The sequence below is a fragment of the Kitasatospora sp. NPDC057542 genome, from assembly GCF_042801945.1.
Taxonomy (GTDB): Bacteria; Actinomycetota; Actinomycetes; order Streptomycetales; family Streptomycetaceae; genus Kitasatospora.
On the sequence record NZ_JBHVFE010000094.1, the window covers coordinates 1 to 23,608 of the forward strand.

Here is a 23,608-nt window from a genome sequence, read left to right on the forward strand (position 1 = left end):
CTTCCGCCCGTCCGGACGCCTGCTTGCCACACCCCCACCCCCGCATTAGGTTAGGCTCACCTAACTTACTGGAGGTCCGCCCATGAGCCTGCCCACCGGCGCCACCGAGGTCCCCGAGCCCACCACCGCCGAACGGATCCACAGCCTGCTCAGCACGACCTCCTCGCTCACCGTCCGCGCCCTGGGCGAGCACCACCACCTGGACACCCCGGTCTCCGTGCACGGCTCCCGGCTGCGGCTGCGCACCGCCCTGGACGACCCGCTCACCACGGCCGCCGCCGGTGCCACCGACGGCCTCGCCGTCGTCCTCGACATCACCGACGTCTCCCCCGTCGCCGTCCGCGACCGCGTCCGCGCCCGCCTCACCCTGGCCGGCCGGCTGCACCTGGCCCACCTCACCGACGACGGCCTCGGCGTACACCTGCGGGTGGACGTCGCCCACGCCGTCCTCGCCACCCCGTACGGCACCGGCGCAGTCACCGCCGACGACCTCGCCCTCGCCGCCCCCGACCCGCTGGCCCGGCACGAGGCCGCGCTGCTCACCCACCTCGCCGACGACCACGCCGAGGCGCTCGACGTCCTCACCCGGCTGCTGGACCCGGCCGTGCTCGCCCACGAGCCGGAGGTCCGCCCGCTCGCGCTGGACCGCTACGGCCTGGTGCTGCGCCTGGACCACCCGCACGGCCACCGCGACGTCCGCCTGGCCTTTCCCGAACCGGCTCGGGACACCGACGACTTCGGCCACCGGATGCACGAGCTGCTGGCCGCCGCCCGGTACGGCCTGCCGGTCCACCGGCACTGACTCCCGCTCGAACGAAGCAGCCGGCCCGGCTCCACGAGGAGGTCCTCATGAAGCCGGGCCGGCCTGGGCGTGTCCCGCGCCCATGTCCACTGTGCGGCGATCACCCGGTCGAGCGGTCACCCGACATGACCATCCCGGAGGATCGATTCGCCCCGCAGCAGCGGCGGTTCCTGAAACCTTCGGGGCTCAGGGCCCCGCGAGGTCGGAGTGCCTCGGGCTCAGAGCGCGACGCCGTGCGCGCGCAGGTAGGCGACCGGGTTGATGTCCGAGCCGTACTCCGAGCCGTTGCGGATCTCGAAGTGCAGGTGCGGGCCGGTCACGTTGCCCGTGGCACCGGAGAGGCCGATCTGCTGGCCGACGGTGACGGCCTGACCGAGCTTCACACCGATCGAGGAGAGGTGTGCGTACTCGGCGTAGTGGCCGTCGGCGAGCTTGATCTCGACCTGGTTGCCGTAGGCGCCGCCGTTGCCGGCCTTGACCACGACACCGTTGGCGACGGCGCGCAGCGGGGTGCCGGTGGAGGCGATGAAGTCCTGGCCGGTGTGGTGGCCGGAAGCCCACATCGAACCGGCCACGCCGTAGGCGGTGCCCAGCTTCGGGTTGGCCAGCGGGGCGACGAAGCCGGAGGTGGCGGCGGCGACCGGAGTGGCGGTCACAACCTGGGCCGGAGCGGCGACCTGCAGCTGGGTCTGGAGCTGCGCGGACGGCTTGGCCGCCTCGGTCTTCACCTGGACCTGGGCCTGCGGCGTGGTGGCCTGGGTCGCCGGAGCGGCGGGCTTGGCCGGTGCGGCGGGCTTCGCCGGAGCAGCGTCGGCGGACGGCGCGGCGGCGTGGCCCGGCAGCGCGAGCTGCTGGCCCGGGAAGATCAGGTTCGGGTCGGCACCGACGACCGAGCGGTTCTGCTCGTACAGCGCGTGCCAGCCGCCCTCGACGTTCTTGGCGGCGGCGATCTTGGACAGGGTGTCGCCGCTGACGACGCGGTAGCTCTCCTGCGCGGCCTGGGCGGCCGGAGCAGCGGCCTGCGCGGCCGGCTTGGCGCCGGTGGAGGCGGCAGCCTGCGCGACCGGGGCGGCCGGAACGATGTGGGCCTGGGCGCTCACCGCGGTCACGAGCGGGAGGGCGAAGGAGACACCGGTGACGGCGGTGGCGATGCCGATGCGGGCAGCGCGGGGCAGGGCGATACGACGGGCCTGAGCAGGCATGGAATTTTCCTCTCCGACGCCTGCGAGGTGAGCTGTCGGGTTCGGGCTGGAGTTGCCCGGCCGCATGCGCGGCTTCACCCCGAGCCGGTCCTGGACACCCGCGCCCTGAGGCGCGAACTCCGGTCCGGCGACTTACCTGTGGGTCCCCCACTCCTGCCGTGCAGAGTTCGTTTCGAACCACCGGGCAGCGGCAGGACTCGGCGTTCCACCCGGTGGATCCGTCCGGACTGGCCGGGCGGTCGCTGAACTAAAACCCATCCGTTCGGGTGAAGCAATGTCGATCTCTTGAAACGGCAACGATCCCCCCGGACCCAGTGACCCTCCGCAGGCCGGACCGCACGATACGTACACAACCCATTCACCCCCCGCCACTGATCCACGACCCTGCGCCGAGATCCGCGACGCAGCGCACCCGCCCCTTCACGCACCGCCCTCGGTCAACACACCCACCGGTGACCCTTGTCACGTGCGCCCCGGCAGCGCAGGATTCGCCCGTGGCCACCTCCGAGACCGGCACCCTGCGCCTGGGCACCGCGCAGGGGCGCTGGGTACTACTGGCGACGGTGCTCGGCTCCAGCATGGCGATGCTCGACGGCACCGTGGTGAACGTCGCCCTGCCCCGGATCGGCGCCGACCTCGGTGCCTCCCTGGCGTCCCTGCAATGGACGCTGAACGCCTATCTGCTCACCCTGGCGGGCCTGATCCTGCTCGGCGGCGCGCTCGGCGACCGGTACGGGCGGCGCAAGGTCTTCCTGGTCGGCGTGGTCTGGTTCGCCGCCGCCTCCGCGGCCTGCGCCGTCGCACCGGACATCCGGGTGCTGATCGCCGCCCGCGCCGTCCAGGGCATCGGCGGGGCACTGCTCACCCCCGGCTCGCTCGCCATGCTCCAGGCGGTCTTCCACCCTGACGACCGCTCGACGGCGGTCGGCCTCTGGTCCGGCTTCGGCGGGGTGTCGGCCGCGGTCGGTCCCTTCCTCGGCGGCTGGCTGGTGGACGGTCCCGGCTGGCGCTGGATCTTCCTGCTGAACCTGCCGCTCGCCGTCGCCGTGGTCGCGGTCACCACCCGCTCGGTGCCGGAGAGCCGGGACAAGGACGCCTCCGGCCGCTTCGACGTGCTCGGTGCCGCGCTCGCCGCCTTCGCCCTCGGCGCGGTCACCTACGCGCTGACCGCGGCCGGCGAGGGCCTGTCCCCCGCCGTCTGGGTCAGCGGGGCGATCGGGCTGACGGCCGGCGCCGCCTTCGTGGCCGTCGAGCGCCGTGCCCCCGAGCCGATGCTGCCGCTCGGCCTGTTCTCCTCCCGGCTGTTCACCGCGGTGAACCTGGTCACCCTGTGCGTGTACGCGGCGTTCAGCGGCGTCTTCTTCCTGCTGGTGGTGCAGCTCCAGATCGTGTCCGGGTTCTCGCCGCTGGTCTCGGGCTTCGCGCTGGTGCCGATCACCGTGCTGATGCTGGCGCTGTCCGCGCGCGCCGGGCGCCTCGGCAAACGGATCGGCCCGCGCATCCCGCTCACCGTCGGTCCCATGCTGTGCGCCGCCGGGGTGCTGCTGATGCTGCGCATCGGCCCGGACTCCTCGTACTGGGCGGACGTGCTACCCGCCGTCACGGTGATGGGCTGCGGAATGACCGTGCTGGTCGCGCCGCTGACGGCGACCGTGCTGGCCGCCGTCGACGTCCGGCACGCGGGCATCGCCAGCGGGGTCAACAACGCCGCCGCCCGCGCGGCCGGCCTGCTCGCGGTGGCCGCCCTGCCGGCGCTGGCCGGGCTGAGCGGTGACGCCTACCGGGTGCCCGCCTCGGTCGACTCCGCCTTCCACACCGCGATGCTGATCTGCGCGGGCCTGCTGGTCGCCGGCGGGCTGATCGCCTCCGCGACCGTACGGGGCAATGTGCTCGCCCCCGAGGAGCAAGCGGTGGCCGAGCCGAACTGCGACTGGCCGTGCGGCACCACCACCCCGCCGTTCGACCCGGGCCACGTCCCCACGACGCGCGAGGGCCCCGCCACCGGTCCGGCGGCAGGGCCCTCGGCTCAGAGCTGATCCGACGTCAGAGAATGTCGGCCGGCGCGTACTTGGCGGCCTCCGGGTAGGCGGCCGCGACGGCCTCCACCTGGCGGACCACCTCGGCGACCTGGGCACCGGCCGCACCGGTGAAGGACAGCCGGTCGGCCAGCAGCGCGTCCAGCGCGGCCCGGTCCAGCGGGATCCGCTCGTCGGCGGCCAGCCGGTCCAGCAGCTCGTTCTCCCGGGCGCCCGCGCGCATCGCCAGCGCGGAGGCGACGGCGTGCTCCTTGATGACCTCGTGCCCGGCCTCCCGGCCGACGCCCGCGCGCACCGCGCCCATCAGCACCTTGGTGGTGGCGAGGAACGGCAGGTAGCGGTCCAGCTCGGCCTCGATCACGGCGGGGAAGGCGCCGAACTCGTCGAGGACGGTGAGGAAGGTCTCCAGCAGGCCGTCGAAGGCGAAGAACGCGTCCGGCAGCGCGACCCGGCGCACCACCGAGCAGGAGACGTCGCCCTCGTTCCACTGGTCACCGGCCAGCTCGCCGGTCATCGAGGCGTAGCCGCGCAGGATGACGGCCAGGCCGTTGACGCGCTCGCAGGAGCGGGTGTTCATCTTGTGGGGCATCGCGGAGGAGCCGACCTGGCCCTCCTTGAAGCCCTCCGTGACCAGCTCGTGGCCGGCCATCAGGCGGATGGTCTTGGCCAGGCTGGACGGCGCGGCGGCCAGCTGGACGAGGGCGGTGAGCACCTCGAAGTCCAGCGAGCGCGGGTAGACCTGGCCGACGCTGGTCAGCACGTGGTCGAAACCGAGGTGCCCGGCGACCCGGCGCTCCAGCTCGGCCAGCTTCCCGGTGTCACCGCCGAGCAGGTCCAGCATGTCCTGGGCGGTGCCGACCGGGCCCTTGATCCCGCGCAGCGGGTAGCGGGCGATCAGCTCCTCCAGACGGCGGAAGGCGACCAGCAGCTCGTCGGCGATCGACGCGAACCGCTTGCCCAGGGTGGTGGCCTGCGCGGCCACGTTGTGCGAGCGGCCGGCCATGACCAGCTCGGAGTGCTGGGCGGCCAGCTTGGCCAGGCGCACCAGCACGGCCACCGTACGGTCCCGCACGTGTTCGAGGGACTGACGGATCTGCAGCTGCTCGACGTTCTCGGTCAGGTCCCGGGAGGTCATGCCCTTGTGGATCTGCTCGTGCCCGGCGAGCTCGCTGAACTCCTCGATCCGGGCCTTCACGTCGTGACGGGTGACCCGCTCACGGGCCGCGATCGAGCCGAGGTCGACCTGGTCGATCACTCGCTCGTAGTCGGCGACGGCGTTCGCCGGCACCTCGACGCCGAGGTCCTGCTGGGCCTTCAGGACGGCGAGCCACAGGTGGCGCTCAAGGACCACCTTGTGCTCGGGGGACCACAGCTGGGCCAGGGTCGCCGAGGCGTACCGGGAGGCCAGGACATTGGGGATCTGGGGCTTCGCGCTCACGCTTCGCAAGAGTAACAGCCGAGGTCACGCCGGGCGTCGGCGGATGGGGTAGGCTGGGTCAATTGAGCGCCTTTCAGATGACGCTCCACAGCCTCCTCACCGCAAGGATACCACATCGATGAGCGAACCTCCAGCGGACGCACGGAACTCCAGCGGCGCCCTCGCCACGGCCCTGCGCACCGAGCAGGCCCACCTCACCCGGCTCTACGCCCGGCTGGACGCCGTACGCGAACGGGCCCGCCGCGCCGCCGACGACGCCCACGACGGCGCCGCGCCCGGCGGCACCCACCAGGCCCGGCTGGAACGCGAGGTGCGTGCGCGCGAGGCCGCCCGCCACGTCGCCCGGCTGGACGCGGTCGAGCGCGGCCTGTGCTTCGGCCGGCTCGACGAGCGCGACGGCACCGTCCACTACATCGGCCGCACCGGCCTCACCGACGAGGCGTACGAACCGCTGCTGCTCGACTGGCGCACCCCGGCCGCCCGCCCGTTCTACACCGCGACCCCCGCCCACCCCGGCCCCGTGGTGCGCCGCCGCCACCTGCACACCCGGGGCCGCGTCCTCACCGGCCTGGACGACGAGGCGCTCGACCTCGCCGGGCTGGACGAGTCCGGTCGACGCGCCCTGGTCGGCGAGGCCGCGCTGCTCGCCGCCCTCGACCGCGAGCGCACCGGCCGGATGGGCACCGCCGTCGCCACCATCCAGGCCGAGCAGGACCGGGTGATCCGCTCCCCGCTGCGCGGCGCCCTGGTGGTCCAGGGCGGCCCCGGCACCGGCAAGACGCTGGCCGCCCTGCACCGCGCCGCCTACCTGCTGTTCACCCACCGCGCCGCGCTGGAGCGCCGGGGCGTGCTGGTGATCGGCCCCAACCCCGGCTTCCTGCGGTACATCGACGAGGTGCTGCCCGCCCTCGGCGAGACCGAGGTGGTGCTGCGCACCGTCGGCGAACTCGTCCCCGGCGTCGCCACCACCGGCACCGACACCCCCGCCACGGCCTTCGCCAAGGGCGGCCCCTGGATGGCCGGGGTGCTCCGCCGCGCGCTGGCCGCCCACCAGAGCGCCCCCGCCGAAGGACTGGACCTCGGCGACGGGTTACAGGTCTCCGCCCGGGCCTGCGCCCAGGCCCGGGACGCCGCCCGCGGCCTGCGGCTGCCGCACAACCGGGCCCGGGGTTTCTACCTGGGCACCCTGCTCGACGCCCTCGCCATCTCCCAGGCGCTCGCCCTCGGCCGCCCGTACGACGACGAGGAGGCGCACTACGCCCCGCGCGAGCTCTGGGAGCGAGCGGACGTCCGCGCCGTGCTCGACCCGCTCTGGCCCCGGCTCACCCCCCAGCAGCTGATCGAACGGCTGCTCACCGACCGGGAGTTGCTCACCGAGGCGGCCCCCGAGCACGCGGCCGCCCTGCTCCGCCCGCCCGGCTCCCACTGGACGGTCGAGGACGTCCCGCTGCTCGACGAGGCCGCCGAACTCCTGGGCGCGGAACGGGCACCCGCTCCCGCCGACCAGGATCCGGACGAACTCGCCTTCGCCCAGGGCGTGCTGACCATCACCGGGCAGACCGACGACGCCCTGCTGGACTCCGCCGCCCTGGCCGAGCGCTTCCGCGACGGCGGCCCGTACCGCTCCACCGCCGAACGCGCCGCCGCCGACCGCACCTGGGCGTACGGCCACGTCGTCGTGGACGAGGCGCAGGAGCTGTCCGCGATGGCCTGGCGCGCCGTCCTGCGGCGCGTCCCGACCAACTCGCTCACCATCGTCGGCGACGTCGCCCAGACCGGATCGCCCGCCGGAGCCCGCAGTTGGGCCGAGATGCTCGACCCGCACCTGCCCGGTCGCTGGCGCGAGGAGCGGCTGACCGTCAACTACCGCACGCCGGCACCCGTCATGGCCCTCGCCTCCGCCGTGCTGCGCACCGCCGTACCCGGCCACCGGCCGCCCGAGTCCATCCGCCCGGGCACCGAGCAGCCGCGCGCGGTCCCCGTCCCGGACGGCGACTTCGCCGCCGCGCTCGCCCGGCAGCCCGACGGCCCGGGCACCCTCGGTGTGATCGCACCGGACGCCCTGGCCGGACCACTGGACGCGCTCACCGTGGCGGACGCCAAGGGGCTGGAGTTCGACGCGGTCGTGGTGGTCGAACCGGCCGCGCTCGCCCCGCGCGACCTCTACGTCGCGGTGACCAGAGCCACCCGCTCACTCACCCTGCTCCACCACCGGCCGCTGCCACCGGAGCTCGCCGGCCTGCTCTGACCGGAACGGCACGGACGGCCCGCGGGGGTCGGGCGGCGCGGGTGCTACTGCGCGCCGCCCGTACGGCCGGCCAGCACCGGCAGCACCTGGCCGCAGATCGAGTGCAGGGCGATCCGCTGTTCGTCGGTCATCGCCTCGAAGGCCTGGTGGGTCCGGGCCATCTCGCCGCGGATGCGGTTCAGGATCTCCCGGCCCTCGGCCGTGATCACCACGATCTTGACCCGCCGGTCACCCGCCGCCGCCTCACGGTTGGCCAGGCCCAGCGACTCCAGCCGGTCCACGATCCCGGTGACGTTCGACGCGTCGCAGCCCAGCCGTCCGGCCAGCGCCCGCATCGGCACCGGCTCCTGCACCGCGCCCAGCGCCTTAGCCTGCGAGGAGGAGAGCCCGTGCCGGGCCGCGGCCGCCGCGAAGTCCTGGAAGTACGCGGCACCGACGGCGGCCAACGCCTCCATCAACTCGGCGTTGGTCGGTACGGTCGTCGTCGCTGTCGAACCCATGGGGCCAGCGTACGACCAGGTCCTTCAGCAACTCAAGCTTTGACCGGGGCAACCGTCGGCGAGACAGCTCACACCCGCCCGGTGCCCTACAACACCAGCTGGTCGAACAGTCGCCGCAGCTCCGCCTCCGGGTCCGCGGTCAGCCCGGTGTGCACCGGCCCCGGCTGGACGATCGCGCTGCGCGGCGCGGTCAGCCAGCGGAACCGCTGCCCGGCGCTGTCCCCTGCCGCCGGACCGGCCTCCGGCCCGCCGTGGCAGACCGCCTCGATCCCGTGCAGCGCCCGCCGTACGCCCTGCACGTCCGCCACCGGGTCCAGCGCCAGAAGCCGGGCCTGGTCCAGGTGGGTACGGGCGGCCAGGTGCGAGCTCTGCCGGCAGTACAGCAGCACCCCGACGTTGACGCACTCGCCGCGCTCGACCCTCGGCACCGCGCGGATCACGGCGTACTCGTAGTCGTGCAACTCGATGGTGGCCGGCAGCGCGGACGGCACGGACTCGGTCATGCGGGCACCTCCGGCAGCCAGTCACGCGGACCGGCCAGTCGCTCGGTCAGCTGGGCACGGTACGCGGCGCGCACCTCGTCGGGCGAGTCGAAGCCGAACTCGTCCACCAGCCAGACCTCCGGAATCTGCGCCACCGCGCCCTCGATCGCCGCCTCGGCGAGCGGCGCGAGCGCCTTGTCGGCCGCCGCCAGGTCCGGCTGGGCCCGCAGCAGCGCATGGTCGAAGGCGTCGTACGGACGGCGGATCCAGGCGGCGGCGCCCGACCAGTTGTGGTGGAAGATCAGGCTGGCGCCGTGGTCGATCAGCCGCAGCCCGCCGGTCGCCACCAGCAGGTTGGGGTTGCGCCAGGACCGGTCGACGTTGCCGATCAGCGCGTCGAACCAGAGCACCTGCCCGGCGAGCTCCGGGTCCACCTCGAAGCAGAGCGGGTCGAAGTTGAGCGCACCGCTGACGAAGGCCATCCCGAGGTTGGTCCCGCCGCTGGCGCGCATCTGATCCTGGATCTGGTGGTCCGGCTCGCTGCGCGCGAGCACCGGGTCCAGGTCGACCGTCACCAGCTCCGGCACCGGCAGCCCGAGCCGCCGGCCGAGCTCCCCGGCCAGCACCTCCGCGACCAGCGCCTTACGGCCCTGTGCCGCACCGACCCATTTCAGCGCGTAGAGCCGCCGATCGTCGGCCTCGACCAGGCCCGGCATCGAGCCGCCTTCTCGCAGTGGCGTCACGTACCGGATCGCCGTCACCTCGGGTAGCACGGCCGACAGCTTATCGGTGTCACCGCCACTTCCTCTCTCTTCCACCCGCCGCCACCCCGCACACACGCCGGCACCCCACCCCGCCTCCCCGCCCCAGGGCGCCCGCCCCGGCCCCACCCCTCCCTCATCCGCCCCGCCCCGGTGGCAGCCCCCGCTGCTCCGTGCGAGTGTGGCGGACAGACATGGGGACCTTCACGGCAAAGGGATGAGCGATGGAACGACCTCGGATCCTGATCGTGGGCGGTGGCTTCGCCGGCCTGGAGTGCGCCCGCCGCCTCGAACGCAAGCTGTCACCGTCGGAGGCCGAGATCTCGCTGGTCACGCCGTTCAGCTACCAGCTCTACCTCCCCCTCCTCCCCCACGTCGCGGCCGGCGTCCTCACCCCACAGTCCGTGGCCGTCTCCCTGCGCCGCTCGCTGCGCCGCACCCACATCCTCCCCGGCGGCGCCATCGGTGTGGACCCGGCCTCCAAGGTGTGCGTCGTCCGCAAGGTCACCGACGAGGTGGTCGCGCAGAAGTACGACTTCCTGGTGCTCGCCCCCGGGAGCGTCACCCGCACCTTCGACATCCCCGGCCTCACCGACTACGCCCGCGGCATGAAGACGCTCGCCGAGGCGGCCTACGTCCGCGACCACGTGATCGCCCAACTCGACCTCGCCTCCGCAACCCTGGACCAGAAGGAACGCGAGTCCCGGCTCCAGTTCGTGGTGGTCGGCGGCGGCTACGCGGGCACCGAGACGGCCGCCTGCCTCCAGCGCCTGACCACCGCCGCCGCCCACCGCTACCCGCGCCTGGACGCCCGGCAGATCAAGTGGCACCTGATCGACATCGCCCCGAAGCTGATGCCGGAGCTCGGCGACCCGCTCGGCGAGGCCGCCCTGGAGGTGCTGCGCGACCGCGGGATCGAGGTGTCGCTGGGCGTCTCGGTGGCCGAAGTCGGCGCCGAGACGGTCAAGTTCACCGACGGCCGGGTGCTCCCCTGCCGCACGCTGATCTGGACCGCCGGCGTGGCGGCGAGCCCGCTGATCGGCACCCTGGACGCCGAGACGGTCCGCGGCCGGCTCGCCGTGACGGCGGAGATGCGGGTGCCGCAGTTCGAGGGTGTGTTCGCGCTCGGCGACGCCGCCGCCGTCCCCGACCTCGCCAAGGGCGACGGCGCGGTCTGCCCGCCCACCGCCCAGCACGCCGCCCGCCAGGGCCGCACGGTCGCGAACAACGTGATCGCCTCGCTCCACAACCAGCCCCTGGAGCCGTACTACCACAAGGACCTGGGCCTGGTGGTCGACCTCGGCGGCAAGGACGCGGTCTCCAAGCCGCTCGGCGTGGAGCTGCACGGGGTTCCCGCCCAGGTGGTGGCGCGCGGCTACCACCTGATGGCGATGCGCACCAACGTGGCCAAGTTCCGGGTGAGCACCAACTGGCTGCTCAACGCCACCGCAGGCGACGACTTCGTCCGCATCGGCTTCCTCTCCCGCCAGCCCGCCAGGTTGCGGGATTTCGAGTACACCGACGCGTACTTGACGAAGGATCAGGTTCGCGCGCACGCCCAGTCCCTGCTCGCCAAGGGCTGAGCAGCACAGCCGAACGGCGCCCCCGCGGCCTGGCTGCGGGGGCGCCGGATCACGCGGTCACCGTGCGGTCAGGTACATCCCGCTCGCGTCCTGCCCGGCCGTGTTGCGGCACGCGTAGTCGCCGCTCGGACGCCCCCACAGCAGCGTCAGGCAGCGCCCGACCGCCTGCTGGCCGTAGTAGTTGGGGTGCATCGACTCCTGCAGCGCGCCCTGCGTGGAGTTGAGCCCGCCGTCCAGGAAGCGCGCCCACTCGCTGGTGGTCGCGGACGGGCCGGAGCTCGCGGTCGGCTGCCGGGTGGCCGTCGAGCACACCTCGCGGCCCTGCAGCATGTCCGACAGGTCCAGGAACTGCGCGCCCTTGGCGGCGGCGACGCCCGCCAGCGCCCGGGAGATCTGCGGCACCATCGAGTCGCGGGCCCAGTCGGCGTCCCCGTCCCAGAACGGGCAGCCGCCGGTGTCGGAGCGGGTCCACCCGCTTTCCGGGTACCGCATCTCGGCGCTGCGCGGGATCGGCGACGGGTAGGACTGCAGCACCAGGCGGTAGTCCGACGGCGCGTAACCGGCGTCGGCCATCACCGCGCGGATCTCGTCGATCGCCTTGCCGACCCCGGCCATCGCCGTGGGCATCTTCGAGTCGATCGAGGACTGCGCGGAGTCGTGGCAGTACGAGTACCAGATCAGGTAGTCCTGCACGCAGTTGGAGATGACGTCCGCGAAGCCCAGGTCATTGCCGCCGATCGACAGGGTGATCAGCTTCACGTTGTTCTGCCGTGCCACGGTGGCGAGTTGGTCGGCCTGCGGGGCCTCGCCCTTGAACGACTTCCCGCCGTTGGCCGCGCGGAAGATGTTCGCGGTGACGGCACCGGAGCAGGCCAGGTTGATCTCGTTCTGGGCCCCGGTCGAGGCGCTGAGCACCTCGGCGACGTCCGAGCGGTCGCACCCGCTCGCGGCGGTGGCGCCGTAGACCCGCGAGGGGTCGTACGAACTGCCGGTCCAGGCCCGGTCGGTGCCGTTGCGGCTGCCGCTGGTACCGGCCGAGTTGCCCTTCCAGCGGCCGGCCTCCCCGGAGATGTAGCTGTCGCCGAGCGTGACGCTGGCGGTGGGCCCGGACGGCACGGCGGCCGGCGCGGCCGGTGCGGCGGAGGCCGGCGAGGCGACGGCCAGGCCCGCGACGGCGAGCGGGAGGGCGAGGGCTGCGGTGAGCAGCCGTCGGCCGGGGCGAGCGGTGCTGCGGGTGATGCTCGAATGGTTCTCGGGCACTGCGAAACTCCTGCGGCTCGGTCTTCCCGGGGAATGGGGAACGGGAAGACGCCTGGGTGAGGGTGGGCCGCCGGCCGGTGGCGCGAAGAAGATGACATGCCCGCGCCGCCTACCGCTAGGCATCTGCGCGAGGTTTCCGCTTTTGTTACCGCCGGGTTCAGACCAGGCGGGCAGCCGACGACCGGATGCCGCCCGCGGTTCACACCCGCCACACCTGCCCGACCCGCGACGGAACCCTCCCGCACCGGGCCCCACCCCGTCCGGGGTTCACACCAGCCGCGACCCGCCCCTGTCCGCCTCCAGCACCGCCGCCAGGTCCTCCGCCAGCTCCCGCGCCTGCGCCGCCTCCAGCCGCGAAGTGGTGAACCGCAGCCCGGGCGGCGACTGGATCCGGTACCGCGCGCCGGGCGCCGCGACCCAGCCGCGCTGCACCAGCGCCGCCAGCACCGAGGTCTCGTCCGGCACCGGCACCCAGACGTTCAGCCCGCTCCGCCCGTGCGCGGCGATCCCGCGGGCCGCCAGCTCGCCCAGCAGTGCGTCCCGCCGGGCCCGGTACGCGGCGGCCACCCGGTCGGCCGGCGCCGCGTCGCTGCGCCACAGCTCCGCGACGGTGCGCTGCAGCAGGTGGCTGACCCAGCCGGCGCCCAGCCGCAGCCGGCCGGCCACCCGCCCGATCGTCTCCTGGTCGCCGACCGCCACCGAGACCCGCAGGTCCGGCCCGTACGCCTTGGCCGCCGAGCGCACCACCGCCCAGTGCCGGGTACCGGCGCCGACCAGCGGGTGGTACGGCTGGTCGACCATGCCGTGCCCGTGGTCGTCCTCGATCAGCAGCACGCCCGGGTGGTCGGCCAGGACGGCCTTCAGCGCCTCGGCCCGCCGCGCGGTGAGCGCCGCCCCGGTCGGGTTCTGCGCCCGGCTGGTGACCACCACGGCCCGCACGCCCTCGGCCAGCGCCGCGGCCAGCGCGTCCGGCAGCAGGCCCTCGTCGTCCAGCCGGACGGGCACGTGCCTCAGTCCCAGCGCGGGCAGCAGGTCGAGCAGGCTGCCCCAGCCCGGGTCCTCGACGGCCACCGCGTCACCGGGGCGCAGCCGGGCGCCGAGGATCCGTTCGATGGTGTCCAGCGAACCGGAGGCGACGGCGATCGGGCCGCCGGGCAGGCCGTCGGCCTCGAAGGAGGCACGGGCGAGCGCCAGCAGCTGCGGGTCGACGGCCTCGTGCCCGTACAGCACCGGGTCGGTGCGCGCGGCCTCGGCAGCGGCCGCGAGGGCCTGGGCGAGGTCGGGCAGCAGGGCCGGGTCGGGGTTGCCGGTGGACAGGTCGCGGGCGTGCGGCGGGACGGGGATGCGGATCCGGTCGCGCGGGGTGAGCGCGGGCCTGGGCAGGATGCGGCTGCCCTTGCGGCCGGCGGTCTCGATCACGCCGCGGTCGCGCAGCAGCCGGTAGGCGGCGGCGACGGTGTTGGGGTTGACGCCCAGTTCGGCGGCGAGGTCGCGCAGCGGGGGCAGCGTCGTCCCGGGGGCGAGCTGCCCGCTGCTCACGCCCTGCTCGATGTGGGCCGCGATTTCGCTGGCGCGTCGCCCTTTCAGCGGATAGTCTCCTAGCACAAAGCAAATTATGCACTAGTACATAGAGGATGTCATGTCAGCCAGCCCGGAAGGTTCGCCCAGCTACTCCCGAACCCCCAGGACCACCCCCACCCGTTACCGGGACCGGGCCACCTGGGAGCAGGAGGAGATCCACGCCATCCTCGACAGCGCCTACATCTGCCACCTCGGCTTCGTGGTCGACGGCGCCCCCGTGGTCCTGCCGACGATCTTCGCCCGGGTCGGCGGCCGGCTCTACGTCCACGGCTCCACCGGCAGCCGCCCGCTGCGCAACGCCTCCGGCGAGCAGGGCATGCCGGTCTGCATCACCGTCACCCAGGTCGACGCGCTGGTGCTGACCAAGTCCGCGTTCAACCACTCGGTGAACTTCCGCTCGGTGGTCGCCCACGGCACCGCGCACCAGGTCACCGAGCCCGAGGAGCTGGACGTCGCGCTCGCCGCCCTGGTCGACCACGCGATACCGGGGCGCTCCGCCGAGGTCCGTCCGGCCAACGCCAAGGAGCTCGCCGCCACCGCCGTCCTCCGGCTGGAGCTGGACGAGGTCTCGGCCAAGACCCGCGAGGACGGCGCCGACGACGACCCGGAGGACACCGGCCTGCCGTACTGGTCCGGCCTGATCCCGGTCACCACCGTGCACGGCACCCCCGAGCCGCACCCCGGCACCACCGCCCCGCTCCCCGCGCACCTGCGCGGCTACCCCCGCTGACGGGAGGCCCACCCGTGCTGATCAGATCCTGGGACCGCGGCGACGAGGACGAGTGGCGCGCCTGGCTGGCCGAGGGCCGCGACTTCGGCCTGCTCGCGGCCAACGGCGCCCCCGGCGAGGGCCCGGTGCTCGTCCCGACACACTTCCTGCTGGACGCCGAACGCGGCGAGGTCCTGCTCCACCTCGCCGCGCCCAACCCGCTGCTGGCCGCCGTCCGGGCCGACCCGCAGGTCACCCTCGCGGTCACCGACGGCTACGCCTTCGCCCCGGGCCACTGGCGCGGCGCACCGGGCACGCCCACCAGCTACTACGCCTCGGTCCACTTCCACTGCACCGCCGAGGTGGTGGAGTCCGCGGCCGCCAAGGCGGAGATCCTCAACCGCCAGCTGGCGCACTTCCAGCCCGAGACGCCGGAGGTCCGGGTGGTGCCCGGCGAGGGCGAGTTGGCCCGGCAGCTGCCCGGGCTGCGCGGGCTCCGGCTGACCGTCAACGAGGTGCGGGCCAAGTTCAAGTACGACGACAAGAAGCCCGCCGAGACGCAGTACGCGATCGCCGACCGACTCGCCGAGCGCGCCGACGGCCGGGGGCGCGGCCGCGACCAGTACGCCGCCGCCCGTACCCAGTTGCTCCGCCGTCACCGGCGACGCACCGCCGTACCGCGAACCACCCCGGAGGGCACCACCGGTCCCCTGGACAACGCCCCGCGCACCGACCGCTCGTACGGCCCGCCCCTGCGCACCGACCGACCGCGCGTCACCGGCTGACCCGGGATCACCCGGTCGGCTTCCAACTCGCGCAGGGCGGCCCCGGCGCTGCTCGAATGTGAGACGAACCCTGCCCACTCGGCGTCAGGGCGGGCCCGTCCACCCCGGGAGCGCGCGTGTCCTCAGTCAACAGCCAACGGGCAGCCGGCGAGGCCCACCTCGGCCACGTGGTGTTCATCTCGGCGGCCGCCGCCATGGGCGGTTTCCTGTTCGGCTACGACAGCGCGGTGATCAACGGCGCCGTGACGGGCATCCAGAAGCACTTCGGGGTCGGCCACGGCACCACCGCCTTCGTGGTGGCCATCGCGCTGCTCGGCTCGGCGGTGGGCGCGGTGATCGCCGGCCGGCTCGCCGACCACCTCGGCCGGGTCCGCACGATGCTGCTGGCCGCCGTGCTGTTCGCGGCCAGCGGCATCGGCTCGATGTTCCCGCCGAACATCGAGGCCCTCGCCGCCTGGCGCGTGGTCGGCGGCATCGCGATCGGCATCGCCTCGGTGATCGCCCCCACCTACATCGCCGAGGTCGCCCCGACCGCCTACCGCGGCCGGCTCGCCTCCTTCCAGCAAATGGCGATCGTGCTCGGCATCACCGTCTCCCAGCTCGCCAACTGGGCCCTCAACCAGGCCGCCGGCGGCGAGTCCACCAACCACCTCGGCGGCATCCAGGCCTGGCAGTGGATGCTCGGCGTCGAGGCCATCCCGGCCCTGGTGTACGGGCTGATGGCGCTCACCATCCCGGAGTCGCCGCGCTTCCTGATCGCCGACCACCGCGAGGCGCAGGCCCGCAAGGTGCTGGTCGAGGTCGAGGGCGAGGGGGTGGACCTGGACACCCGGGTGGCCGAGATCCGCGCGGTGCTGGAGTCCGCTCACAAGCCCCGGATCAAGGACCTGACGGGCGGCCGTTTCGGTCTGCTGCCGATCGTCTGGGTCGGCATCGGCGCCTCGGTGTTCCAGCAGTTCGTCGGCATCAACGTGATCTTCTACTACTCGTCCTTCCTGTGGCAGTCGGTCGGCATCAACGAGTCCAACTCGCTGCTGATCAGCCTCTCCACCTCGATCATCAACGTGATCGGCACGGTGATCGCGATGGCCCTGGTGGACCGGATCGGCCGCAAGCCGCTGGCCATGGCCGGCTCGATCGGCATGGCGGCCGCGCTGGGCACCGCCGCCTGGGCGTTCTCCTACCGGCACGGCACCGGCAACACCGCCACGCTGGACAACACCCACGCCGTCGTCGCCCTGATCGCCGCGCACGTCTTCGTGCTCTGCTTCGCCTTCTCCTGGGGCGTGGTGGTCTGGGTCCTGCTCGGCGAGATGTTCCCCAACCGGATCCGCGCGCTGGCGCTGTCCGTCGCCGCCTCGGCGCAGTGGATCGCCAACTGGGCGATCACCGTCAGTTTCCCGGACCTCGCCGACTGGAACCTCTCCGCGACGTACGCCATCTACGCGGCCTTCGCGCTGCTCTCCATCCCGTTCGTGGCCTTCTGCATCAAGGAGACCAAGGGCCGCGCCCTGGAGGAGATGGGCTGACCAGGGCCCGCCCCGCCGAACCCCGCCGCTCGCGGCCCGACCCATCGAGAGGAAACCATGCCTGACCAGGGCGGCTCCCGGCAGAACGTCACCTTCCCGAGCAACGGCCGTACCGCGCACGGCTACCTGGCCCGCCCGCCGCAGGGCGTCGGGCCGGGCCTGGTGGTGGTCCAGGAGTGGTGGGGGCTCACCTCGCACGTCGCCGACGTGGCCGACCGCTTCGCCGCCGAGGGCTTCACCGTCCTCGCCCCCGACCTGTTCGGCGGCACCACCAGCCACGACGGCGCCGAGGCGGCCCGGCTCATGCGCGAGCTCCCGGTCGACCGGGCGGTGGAGGACCTGGCCGGGGCCGTCGACCACCTGCTCGCGCTGGACGGCGTGGTCGGCGACGCGGTCGGGGTGGTCGGCTTCTGCATGGGCGGCGGCTTCGCCCTGCTGCTGGCCGCCAGGGCCGGCGACAAGGTGGCCGCCGTGGTCCCGTTCTACGGCCTGCCGCCCGACCCGGACTTCGACTACCGCGGGCTGACCGCCCATGTGCTCGGCCACTTCGGCGAGCTGGACGGCTCGATCCCGATGGCCACCGTGGACGAGGCCGCGATCCGGATCGGCGAGGCCACCGACGTCCGCCCGGAGATCCACTTCTACCCGGCCGGCCACGCCTTCATGAACGACGAGAACCTGATCGGCACCTACGACCCGCTCCAGGCCCGGATCGCCTGGCGCCGCACCCTCACCTTCCTCTGGGGCCACCTCGGCTGAAACCCCACGCCCCGACAGGCCCCGGCATGAAAAACGATGGACACCCGTACGGCCCCACGGCATAGTCACCGGGTGCCGACCCCACCCTCACGTCGCTTCGCCTGGGCGAGCCGCAACTTCCGCATCCAGACCGCCGCCACCGTGATCAGCGGCCTCGGCAACGCCGGCGCCCCCATCGCCACCGCCTTCGCCGTACTCGGCACCGGCGGCACCACCACCGACCTCGGCTACGTCACCGCCGCCCGGCTGGTGCCCACCGTGCTGCTCATGGTGGTCGGCGGCACCCTCGCCGACCGGCTGCCGCGCCACCTGATCATGGTCGCCGCCAACGTGTTCAGCGGGGTCTCCCAGGCCGTCCTGGCCGCCCTGGTCCTGACCGGGGACGTCCGGCTCTGGCAGATGCTGGCGCTCTCCGCGGCCGGCGGGGCCGGCTACGCCCTCTACGCTCCCGCCTCCGGCGGCATGATCATGCAGGCCGTCCCCCAGGAGCACGCCGCCCGCGCCTTCGCGGTCTTCCGGATGGGCCTCAACGCCTCCCAGATCGGCGGCGCCGCCCTCGGCGGCGCGCTCACCGCCGTCGTCGGCCCCGGCTGGGTGCTCGCCCTGGACGCCCTCTGCTTCCTGATCGCCGGCGCCCTGCGCTTCCTCCTGGAGCCGGAGAAGGGCCCGGCCCCCTCCGGCAGCAGCATGCTGCGCGATCTGCGCGAGGGCTGGCGGGAGTTCGCCTCCCGCCGCTGGCTCTGGGTGATCGTGCTCCAGTTCTCCGTCCTGGTCGCCTGCATCAACGCGGTGGAGTCGGTGTACGGGCCGACCGCCGCCGAGGAGCGGCTCGGCGGCGCGGGTGCCTGGGGCCTGGCGATGTCCGCCTACGGCGTGGGCCTGGTGGCCACAGGTGTCCTGATGACGCGCTGGCGGCCCCGCCGGATCCTGCTGGTCGGCAACTGGGGGGTCTTCCTGTTCGGCGTGCCCGCGCTGGCCCTCGCCGCCGGGGTGCCGCTGCCGCTGCTGGTCGTCGCGATGTTCCTGTCCGGCGTCGGCGTCACCGTCTTCGGCGTCAACTGGATGGTCGCGCTCCAGCAGGAGATACCCGAGGAGATGTTCTCCCGGGTCACCGCGTACGACGAGCTCGGCTCCTACTCGCTGGCCCCGGTCGGCACCGCGCTGGCCGGCCCCGCCGCCGTGGCGCTCGGCCTGTCCGGCGCGCTCTGGGCGTGCGCCGTCATCTGTCTGGTGCTCAGCGCGGTCGTCCTGGTGGACCCGCAGGTGCGCCGGCTGAGCCGCCGAAGCACGACGGACGCACCGGTGCCCGTCAGCGAACCCGCGCCCGCCCCGTGAGCGCCCTGTGCGCCCCGCGTGCGCCCACCCGTGGGCAACCGGAGGTGCGCGAGGGGCGTCCGAACGGTCAGGAAACACCACCGTCTCCGAGGGGCCACCGGTGCCGAAGCCACTGCTGTTCCTGGACGTCGACGGCGTCCTGAACCCGCTCTGCCCGCACCCGGACGCCGAATTCGATGCCCACACCCTGTTCGGCTACACCGTCCTGCTGTCCACCCGGCACGGCGCCTGGCTGCGCGAGCTCGCCGGAACGTACGACCTGGTCTGGGCCACCACCTGGGAGGAGCACGCCAACGCCCACATCGCCCCGGCGATCGGCCTGGACCCGCTCCCGGTGGTCACCTTCACCGGCTACGTCCCCCGGCCCGGCGACCCGCGCGTCCCGCTGATGGAGCTGTTCTCCGCAGCCAAGTGGGCCCCGCTGCTGCGCCACGCCGAGGGCCGGCCGTTCGCCTGGGTGGACGACGTCATCCCACCCCGGCTGGTCCGCCGCTCCCGGTGGCGCCGGGACCGCCTGTTGCTGCGCGTCGACCCCGGCCAGGGCCTGGAGCGCCGGCACGTCGACCGGCTGCTCGCCCGCCCGCCGCGCGGCCGGGCGCTGTCGCTCAGGGGGTGGGCAGCCAGCTGACGTGCCCGGCCAGCAGCGCGTACCCGGCGAAGGCCACCGTGTCGATCAGCGCGTGCGCCACCACCAGCGGCATCACCCGCCCCCACCGCCGGTACAGCAGGCAGAACACCGCGCCCATCACCATGTTGCCGACCAGCCCGCCGACCCCCTGGTACAGGTGGTACGAGCCGCGCAGCACCGAACTCGCCGCCACCGCCGCCGGCCAGGACCACCCCAGCTGCCCCACCCGGCGCAGCAGGTAGCCGAGGACGACGACCTCCTCCAGGATGGCGTTCTGCCAGGCCGACAGCACCAGCACCGGCAGCCGCCACCAGACGTCCGGCAGCCCGGACGGCGCCACCGTCAGGTTGTACCCGGCCGCCTGCGAGGCCAGGTAGAGCGCCAGCCCCGACCCGCCGATCGCGGCCGCGACGGCGGCGCCCCGCCCCAGGTCGCGCAGCTTCTGCCCGAGGTCGAAACCCAGCACCCGCAGCGCGACGCCCTCGCGCACCAACAGGTAGCCGACCAGCACCACCGGCATCAGCCCGCGCCCGATGTAGTACAGCTGCCACACCAGGTCCAGCCAGGGGCGCCCGGGCGCCCGCGAGCCGTTCAGCGTGGCGACCTGCTGGCCGAGCTTGAGCGGTTCGGTGAGCGAGCCGGTGAAGCTGATCAGCGCACTGATCCCGCTGGCCCCGAGGGAGAGGCCGAGGACGATCAGCAGCTCCACGCCGAACAGCCGACGGGTGGGCTTCGCGGTCTCCGGCGCGGTCGGGACGGTGGTCACGGGGGCTCCAGCGGACGGACGGTCGCTCCGGCCGTCGGCCGACCGCCGGAGCGATCATCCTGACACAACCGCCTGACCGCCTGGTGAGGAGGTCTCAGCCCACCGGCCAGGTGTGCACCGGCTCGCCGCCGCGCATGTGTTCGGCGTAGCGCCTGGTCATCGCGGCGAGCGCGGCCGGCCGGTCCATCCCGTACTGCTCGCGCAGCCGGTGGAAGGTCGCGCTCTGCCAGGACGCGCCGTTGGTGCGGCGCAGGCAGCGCTGCTCGATGATGCCCAGGTAGCGGTCCCGGTCGGCAGGCTCCACGCCCCACTCGTCGAGGCCCTGGTAGGCCATCGGCAGCAGGTCGTTCAGCACCAGGTCGACCGCGGACACGGTCTGCAGCCCGCCGCCGCGCCCGGCCCGCCCGGGGCGCGGCCACTGGAACACCGCGTCGATGCCGTACCGGGCGCCCTGCCGGAAGTTCTCGTCCGCCCGCTCGAACGGCAGCCGGGTCCACACCGGCCTGGGCTGCTCGGCGAGCACCCGCACCAGCCCGTAGTAGAAGGCGGCGTTGGCCAGCGTGTCGGCCACCGTCGGTCCGGCCGGCAGCGCCCGGTTCTCCACCCGCAGGTGCGCCACCCCGCCCGCGACGTCGTACACCGGGCGGTTCCAGCGGTAGATGGTGCCGTTGTGCAGCCGCATCTCGGCGAGCCTGGGCGCCCCGCCGGAGGCCAGCACCTTCAGCGGGTCCTCGTCGTCGCAGATCGGCAGCAGCGCGGGGAAGTACCGCAGGTTCTCCTCGAACAGGTCGTACGCCGAGTCCACCCAGCGCTCGCCGAACCACGTGATCGGGCGCACGCCCTGCGCCTTGAGTTCCGCCGTACGAGTGTCACAGGCCTGCTGGAAGAGCACCGGGCGGGTCTCCCGCCACAGCTCCCGCCCGAACAGGAACGGCGAGTTGGCGCCGAGCGCGAGCTGCGGCCCGCAGATCGCCTGGGCCGCGTTCCACACCGAGGAGAACCGCTCCGGGGTCACCTGGAGGTGCAGCTGGAGCGAGGTGGCGGCGGCCTCGGCCACCATGGTGATCGACTCCAGCTGGAGGTGCTCGACCCCCTCGATGTCCAGCGCGATGTCCTCCCCGCGGGCGGCCAGGATCTGGTCGCTCAGCAGGCTGTACCGCTGGTTGTGGCTCATCGCGTCCAGCCCGGTGTGGGCGTGCTCCAGGGTCGGCAGGATGCCCACCATGACGATCCGGGCGCCGGCCTCGGCCGCCTGCCGGTCGGCGTAGCGCAGACCGGTGTCGATCTCCTCGCGCAGTTCCTCGAAGACGTGCCCGCAGAGCCGGTGCGGCGTGATGTTGACCTCGATGTTGAACCGGCCCAGTTCGGTCTGGAAGTCGCTGGATCCGATCGCGCTCAGCACCTGGGCGTTGTTCATGGCCGGCAGGCCCTGCTCGTCGGCCAGGTTGAGCTCGATCTCCAGGCCCATCACCGCCCGCGGCCGGTCGAAGCGGTCCTCCCGGAGCATCCGTCCGAGCGCTTCGAGACACGTGTGGAGCTTGCGCCGGTACAGCTGCCGGTCCGCCAGTTCCGCCCGAGTCGCCACGACCTTCTCGCCCACGGTCCCCTCCTCCAGAGCCACCCCGTCGAGCACCCGGTCGACCGACCGTGCAAGCATCATGCCCACCTCGAAGATCGATACCCGAACGCGCGTACTGGCTTGCATTGCAAGGCATCTGACGGAAAATCAGACGAACTGTGGACTTGCTCGGCACCACAGCCTGTGATAAACAGATCACCCTGCGCACCTGTTCGAATTTGCACAGCGCTCCGGCCGGTCCGCCTCGCCCCGAAGCCCTCGTCGACGGCGACGACCGTGCCGGCACCGCGATCCTGCACAACCGGACACGGCCGGGCCCCGTCACCGAAGACGCGTCGCCGCGCCACGCCGGTATGCCGCACTCGCACGCCGATCTCGCTTGGAGAGGCGGACCCCGCCATGACTCTGCAACCCCCTCAGCCCCCGCCGAGCGCCCTGCGCGCGGTCCTGGGCGCGCTCGACTCGGAGACCGCGCTGCGCCAGCCCGCCGCCGCAGCGCTGCGTCATCCGACCGGCTCACTGCTCCCCGCCCACCCGCTCGCGGTGCACGTCCTGAACGGCCCGCGCCCGGAGCTCCCGGCCGCCCGCCGCACCGGCTGGCGCTTCCTGATCAAGGACGGCCCCGACGTGGCCGCCGCCGCCGAGGTCGTGCAGAGCGCCGAGGGCCACAGCTTCTCCCACTTCACCGCCGGCCCCTACCTCGACTCGACGGTCCGGGCACTGCGCGAGGCCTGGCAGCTCGCCCAGGGCTCCCGGACCCGCCGACAGCCCCGGCTGCTGACCTTCCCCGGCCAGTACGCCACGGCGCTCTGGCTGCACAGCCCCGACACCGGCCCGGCCGCCGACCTGCTGATCCCCCTGGCCCCGGCCCCGCTCGGCGTCACCGCGCACCGCGCCTACCCGGCCGCCGAACTGCTGCCGCTGCTCGCCCGCGCCCCGCTCGCCAGGCCACTGCTGCTCGGCTCCTCCTGACCCGCCGGCACCCACGGGCCGCCGGGCCCACCCGCCCGGCGGCCCTCGGCCGCGCCCACACGTCCGCCCCGAAGCTCGCCACCCGTCCGGGGCATCCGGTATGGCCCGATCGGGCCATATCCCGACTGACCCGTTGGGGCGCCTTTTCCCGTCGGCCCCACCTGAACGGGTGATCTGTGCCCGGGAGTTGTGGCGCATGTCACGAAATCCCTGCGCGCGGGTCCGCAGATGCCGACACTGGGAACCAGCGTGGAAGGACCACCTGTCCTACCCACTTGAGCGCCGGTCCACACCTGGCCGGCGCGCGGACAGGATCCGACCACCGCGGCGGTTCCGGACGGCACGAACCTCCGGCGACCGCACCACGGGGAGGATCGCAGAGCGAAGCGAGGGTACGCGTATGTGCCAGCACCGTCCTGAGTGCCCGTCGGCCGAGTCCGAGGACCGCGAGGCGGCCGCGTCGGTGGCCCGCCACCCGGAGCAGGGCTGGAGCCTGCTCTGCAACGGCGTCGTCCTGTTCGAGGACACCGGAGAACTGCTGCCCGACGGCCGGGTGATCGCCCCGCGCCGCCCCGTCGCCCACGCGGCCTGACCACCCGGTCCGGCCGTACGGCGGGGGCAGCCGCCGACTCGACCAGCGCAACGGGCAGGGC

General features: G+C 73.5%; 21 protein-coding genes and 1 riboswitch. Of the genes, 12 read left to right on the top strand and 9 right to left on the bottom strand.

All coding sequences use genetic code 11. The features are described from left to right. The first annotated feature begins 82 nt into the window (after positions 1 to 82). Positions 83 to 802, top strand: a complete 720-nt coding sequence (locus tag ACFU7Y_RS14735) for a DUF2470 domain-containing protein (protein WP_380768112.1) — start codon at positions 83 to 85, stop codon at positions 800 to 802. Positions 803 to 1,020: 218 nt separating this feature from the next. Here ACFU7Y_RS14735 and ACFU7Y_RS14740 read toward each other — a convergent pair whose 3' ends face one another. Then, entirely contained in the window at positions 1,021 to 2,004 is a 984-nt protein-coding gene (locus tag ACFU7Y_RS14740; RefSeq protein ID WP_380768114.1) for a peptidoglycan DD-metalloendopeptidase family protein, read from the bottom strand. Between the two features lie 2 nt (positions 2,005 to 2,006). Beyond that, a riboswitch (cyclic di-AMP (ydaO/yuaA leader) is annotated at positions 2,007 to 2,144 on the bottom strand. Between the two features lie 354 nt (positions 2,145 to 2,498). Between ACFU7Y_RS14740 and ACFU7Y_RS14745 the strand changes: the two genes are divergently transcribed. Further along, positions 2,499 to 4,040, top strand: coding sequence for an MFS transporter (locus ACFU7Y_RS14745; protein ID WP_380768116.1), 1,542 nt, complete (start codon positions 2,499 to 2,501; stop codon positions 4,038 to 4,040). A gap of 7 nt (positions 4,041 to 4,047) precedes the next feature. Here the strand turns inward: ACFU7Y_RS14745 and purB are convergent, their stop codons facing one another. Beyond that, the gene (gene purB, locus ACFU7Y_RS14750; protein ID WP_380768118.1) at positions 4,048 to 5,487 is read right to left on the bottom strand and encodes an adenylosuccinate lyase; all 1,440 of its coding nucleotides are present in this window, start codon (positions 5,485 to 5,487) and stop codon (positions 4,048 to 4,050) included. A gap of 109 nt (positions 5,488 to 5,596) precedes the next feature. Between purB and ACFU7Y_RS14755 the strand changes: the two genes are divergently transcribed. After that, the gene (locus ACFU7Y_RS14755; RefSeq protein WP_380768119.1) at positions 5,597 to 7,726 is read left to right on the top strand and encodes a HelD family protein; all 2,130 of its coding nucleotides are present in this window, start codon (positions 5,597 to 5,599) and stop codon (positions 7,724 to 7,726) included. Positions 7,727 to 7,770: 44 nt separating this feature from the next. Here the strand turns inward: ACFU7Y_RS14755 and ACFU7Y_RS14760 are convergent, their stop codons facing one another. The 3 genes from ACFU7Y_RS14760 to ACFU7Y_RS14770 all read right to left on the bottom strand — a co-directional run bounded on the left by ACFU7Y_RS14760 (position 7,771) and on the right by ACFU7Y_RS14770 (position 9,481). Beyond that, positions 7,771 to 8,226, bottom strand: a complete 456-nt coding sequence (locus tag ACFU7Y_RS14760; protein WP_224283832.1) for a MarR family winged helix-turn-helix transcriptional regulator — start codon at positions 8,224 to 8,226, stop codon at positions 7,771 to 7,773. A gap of 86 nt (positions 8,227 to 8,312) precedes the next feature. Next, on the bottom strand, positions 8,313 to 8,729 hold the full coding sequence (locus ACFU7Y_RS14765) for a DUF3037 domain-containing protein (RefSeq protein ID WP_224283831.1): 417 nt from the start codon (positions 8,727 to 8,729) through the stop codon (positions 8,313 to 8,315). Beyond that, positions 8,726 to 9,481 carry a HipA family kinase gene (locus ACFU7Y_RS14770; protein ID WP_224283830.1) on the bottom strand — a complete coding sequence of 252 codons (756 nt, stop codon included), beginning with the start codon at positions 9,479 to 9,481 and terminating at the stop codon, positions 8,726 to 8,728. The genes ACFU7Y_RS14765 and ACFU7Y_RS14770 overlap by 4 nt, the downstream gene beginning before the upstream one ends. A 212-nt stretch (positions 9,482 to 9,693) precedes the next feature. Between ACFU7Y_RS14770 and ACFU7Y_RS14775 the strand changes: the two genes are divergently transcribed. Further along, on the top strand, positions 9,694 to 11,052 hold the full coding sequence (locus ACFU7Y_RS14775; RefSeq protein ID WP_380768122.1) for an NAD(P)/FAD-dependent oxidoreductase: 1,359 nt from the start codon (positions 9,694 to 9,696) through the stop codon (positions 11,050 to 11,052). Positions 11,053 to 11,109: 57 nt separating this feature from the next. Here the strand turns inward: ACFU7Y_RS14775 and ACFU7Y_RS14780 are convergent, their stop codons facing one another. Further along, positions 11,110 to 12,312 carry a GDSL-type esterase/lipase family protein gene (locus tag ACFU7Y_RS14780; RefSeq protein WP_380768123.1) on the bottom strand — a complete coding sequence of 401 codons (1,203 nt, stop codon included), beginning with the start codon at positions 12,310 to 12,312 and terminating at the stop codon, positions 11,110 to 11,112. A gap of 267 nt (positions 12,313 to 12,579) precedes the next feature. Beyond that, positions 12,580 to 13,917 carry an aminotransferase class I/II-fold pyridoxal phosphate-dependent enzyme gene (locus ACFU7Y_RS14785; RefSeq protein WP_380768124.1) on the bottom strand — a complete coding sequence of 446 codons (1,338 nt, stop codon included), beginning with the start codon at positions 13,915 to 13,917 and terminating at the stop codon, positions 12,580 to 12,582. Between the two features lie 34 nt (positions 13,918 to 13,951). On the opposite strand from ACFU7Y_RS14785, the gene ACFU7Y_RS14790 reads away from it, so the two are divergent. The 6 genes from ACFU7Y_RS14790 to ACFU7Y_RS14815 all read left to right on the top strand — a co-directional run bounded on the left by ACFU7Y_RS14790 (position 13,952) and on the right by ACFU7Y_RS14815 (position 19,638). Then, the gene (locus ACFU7Y_RS14790) at positions 13,952 to 14,623 is read left to right on the top strand and encodes a pyridoxamine 5'-phosphate oxidase family protein (protein WP_224276650.1); all 672 of its coding nucleotides are present in this window, start codon (positions 13,952 to 13,954) and stop codon (positions 14,621 to 14,623) included. Between the two features lie 14 nt (positions 14,624 to 14,637). After that, positions 14,638 to 15,387: an FMN-binding negative transcriptional regulator gene (locus tag ACFU7Y_RS14795; RefSeq protein WP_380768126.1), complete on the top strand. Its 750-nt coding sequence runs from the start codon at positions 14,638 to 14,640 to the stop codon at positions 15,385 to 15,387. A 116-nt stretch (positions 15,388 to 15,503) separates the two neighbouring features. Further along, the gene (locus tag ACFU7Y_RS14800) at positions 15,504 to 16,916 is read left to right on the top strand and encodes a sugar porter family MFS transporter (RefSeq protein WP_224276648.1); all 1,413 of its coding nucleotides are present in this window, start codon (positions 15,504 to 15,506) and stop codon (positions 16,914 to 16,916) included. A 57-nt stretch (positions 16,917 to 16,973) separates the two neighbouring features. Then, positions 16,974 to 17,675 (top strand): dienelactone hydrolase family protein, encoded by a 702-nt coding sequence (locus ACFU7Y_RS14805; RefSeq protein WP_380768127.1) that lies wholly within the window; start codon positions 16,974 to 16,976, stop codon positions 17,673 to 17,675. Between the two features lie 72 nt (positions 17,676 to 17,747). After that, positions 17,748 to 19,010, top strand: a complete 1,263-nt coding sequence (locus ACFU7Y_RS14810; RefSeq protein ID WP_224276637.1) for an MFS transporter — start codon at positions 17,748 to 17,750, stop codon at positions 19,008 to 19,010. 100 nt (positions 19,011 to 19,110) lie between these two features. Beyond that, positions 19,111 to 19,638 (top strand): HAD domain-containing protein, encoded by a 528-nt coding sequence (locus tag ACFU7Y_RS14815; protein WP_224276635.1) that lies wholly within the window; start codon positions 19,111 to 19,113, stop codon positions 19,636 to 19,638. Here the strand turns inward: ACFU7Y_RS14815 and ACFU7Y_RS14820 are convergent. After that, positions 19,616 to 20,404 carry a CPBP family intramembrane glutamic endopeptidase gene (locus ACFU7Y_RS14820; RefSeq protein WP_224276633.1) on the bottom strand — a complete coding sequence of 263 codons (789 nt, stop codon included), beginning with the start codon at positions 20,402 to 20,404 and terminating at the stop codon, positions 19,616 to 19,618. The two genes, ACFU7Y_RS14815 and ACFU7Y_RS14820, sit on opposite strands and share 23 nt — an antisense overlap. A 94-nt stretch (positions 20,405 to 20,498) precedes the next feature. Then, on the bottom strand, positions 20,499 to 22,004 hold the full coding sequence (locus ACFU7Y_RS14825; RefSeq protein WP_380768130.1) for a glutamate--cysteine ligase: 1,506 nt from the start codon (positions 22,002 to 22,004) through the stop codon (positions 20,499 to 20,501). A 378-nt stretch (positions 22,005 to 22,382) separates the two neighbouring features. Here ACFU7Y_RS14825 and ACFU7Y_RS14830 point away from each other — a divergent pair, with 378 nt between their 5' ends. Together ACFU7Y_RS14830 and ACFU7Y_RS14835 are read left to right on the top strand one after the other, a co-directional pair. Further along, positions 22,383 to 22,955, top strand: coding sequence for a hypothetical protein (locus ACFU7Y_RS14830; protein WP_224276631.1), 573 nt, complete (start codon positions 22,383 to 22,385; stop codon positions 22,953 to 22,955). A gap of 400 nt (positions 22,956 to 23,355) precedes the next feature. Continuing rightward, positions 23,356 to 23,547 carry a DUF5999 family protein gene (locus ACFU7Y_RS14835; RefSeq protein WP_188300053.1) on the top strand — a complete coding sequence of 64 codons (192 nt, stop codon included), beginning with the start codon at positions 23,356 to 23,358 and terminating at the stop codon, positions 23,545 to 23,547. Positions 23,548 to 23,608: the final 61 nt, after the last annotated feature.

Excerpts from the sequence above, each read along its gene's own strand:
- ACFU7Y_RS14735 (WP_380768112.1), top strand. The coding sequence starts at position 83 with ATGAGCCTGCCCACCGGCGCCACCGAGGTCCCCGAGCCCACCACCGCC.
- ACFU7Y_RS14740 (WP_380768114.1), bottom strand. The coding sequence starts at position 2,004 with ATGCCTGCTCAGGCCCGTCGTATCGCCCTGCCCCGCGCTGCCCGCATC.
- ACFU7Y_RS14755 (WP_380768119.1), top strand. The coding sequence starts at position 5,597 with ATGAGCGAACCTCCAGCGGACGCACGGAACTCCAGCGGCGCCCTCGCC.
- ACFU7Y_RS14760 (WP_224283832.1), bottom strand. The coding sequence starts at position 8,226 with ATGGGTTCGACAGCGACGACGACCGTACCGACCAACGCCGAGTTGATG.
- ACFU7Y_RS14765 (WP_224283831.1), bottom strand. The coding sequence starts at position 8,729 with ATGACCGAGTCCGTGCCGTCCGCGCTGCCGGCCACCATCGAGTTGCAC.
- ACFU7Y_RS14775 (WP_380768122.1), top strand. The coding sequence starts at position 9,694 with ATGGAACGACCTCGGATCCTGATCGTGGGCGGTGGCTTCGCCGGCCTG.
- ACFU7Y_RS14790 (WP_224276650.1), top strand. The coding sequence starts at position 13,952 with ATGTCAGCCAGCCCGGAAGGTTCGCCCAGCTACTCCCGAACCCCCAGG.
- ACFU7Y_RS14805 (WP_380768127.1), top strand. The coding sequence starts at position 16,974 with ATGCCTGACCAGGGCGGCTCCCGGCAGAACGTCACCTTCCCGAGCAAC.
- ACFU7Y_RS14830 (WP_224276631.1), top strand. The coding sequence starts at position 22,383 with ATGACTCTGCAACCCCCTCAGCCCCCGCCGAGCGCCCTGCGCGCGGTC.
- ACFU7Y_RS14835 (WP_188300053.1), top strand. The coding sequence starts at position 23,356 with ATGTGCCAGCACCGTCCTGAGTGCCCGTCGGCCGAGTCCGAGGACCGC.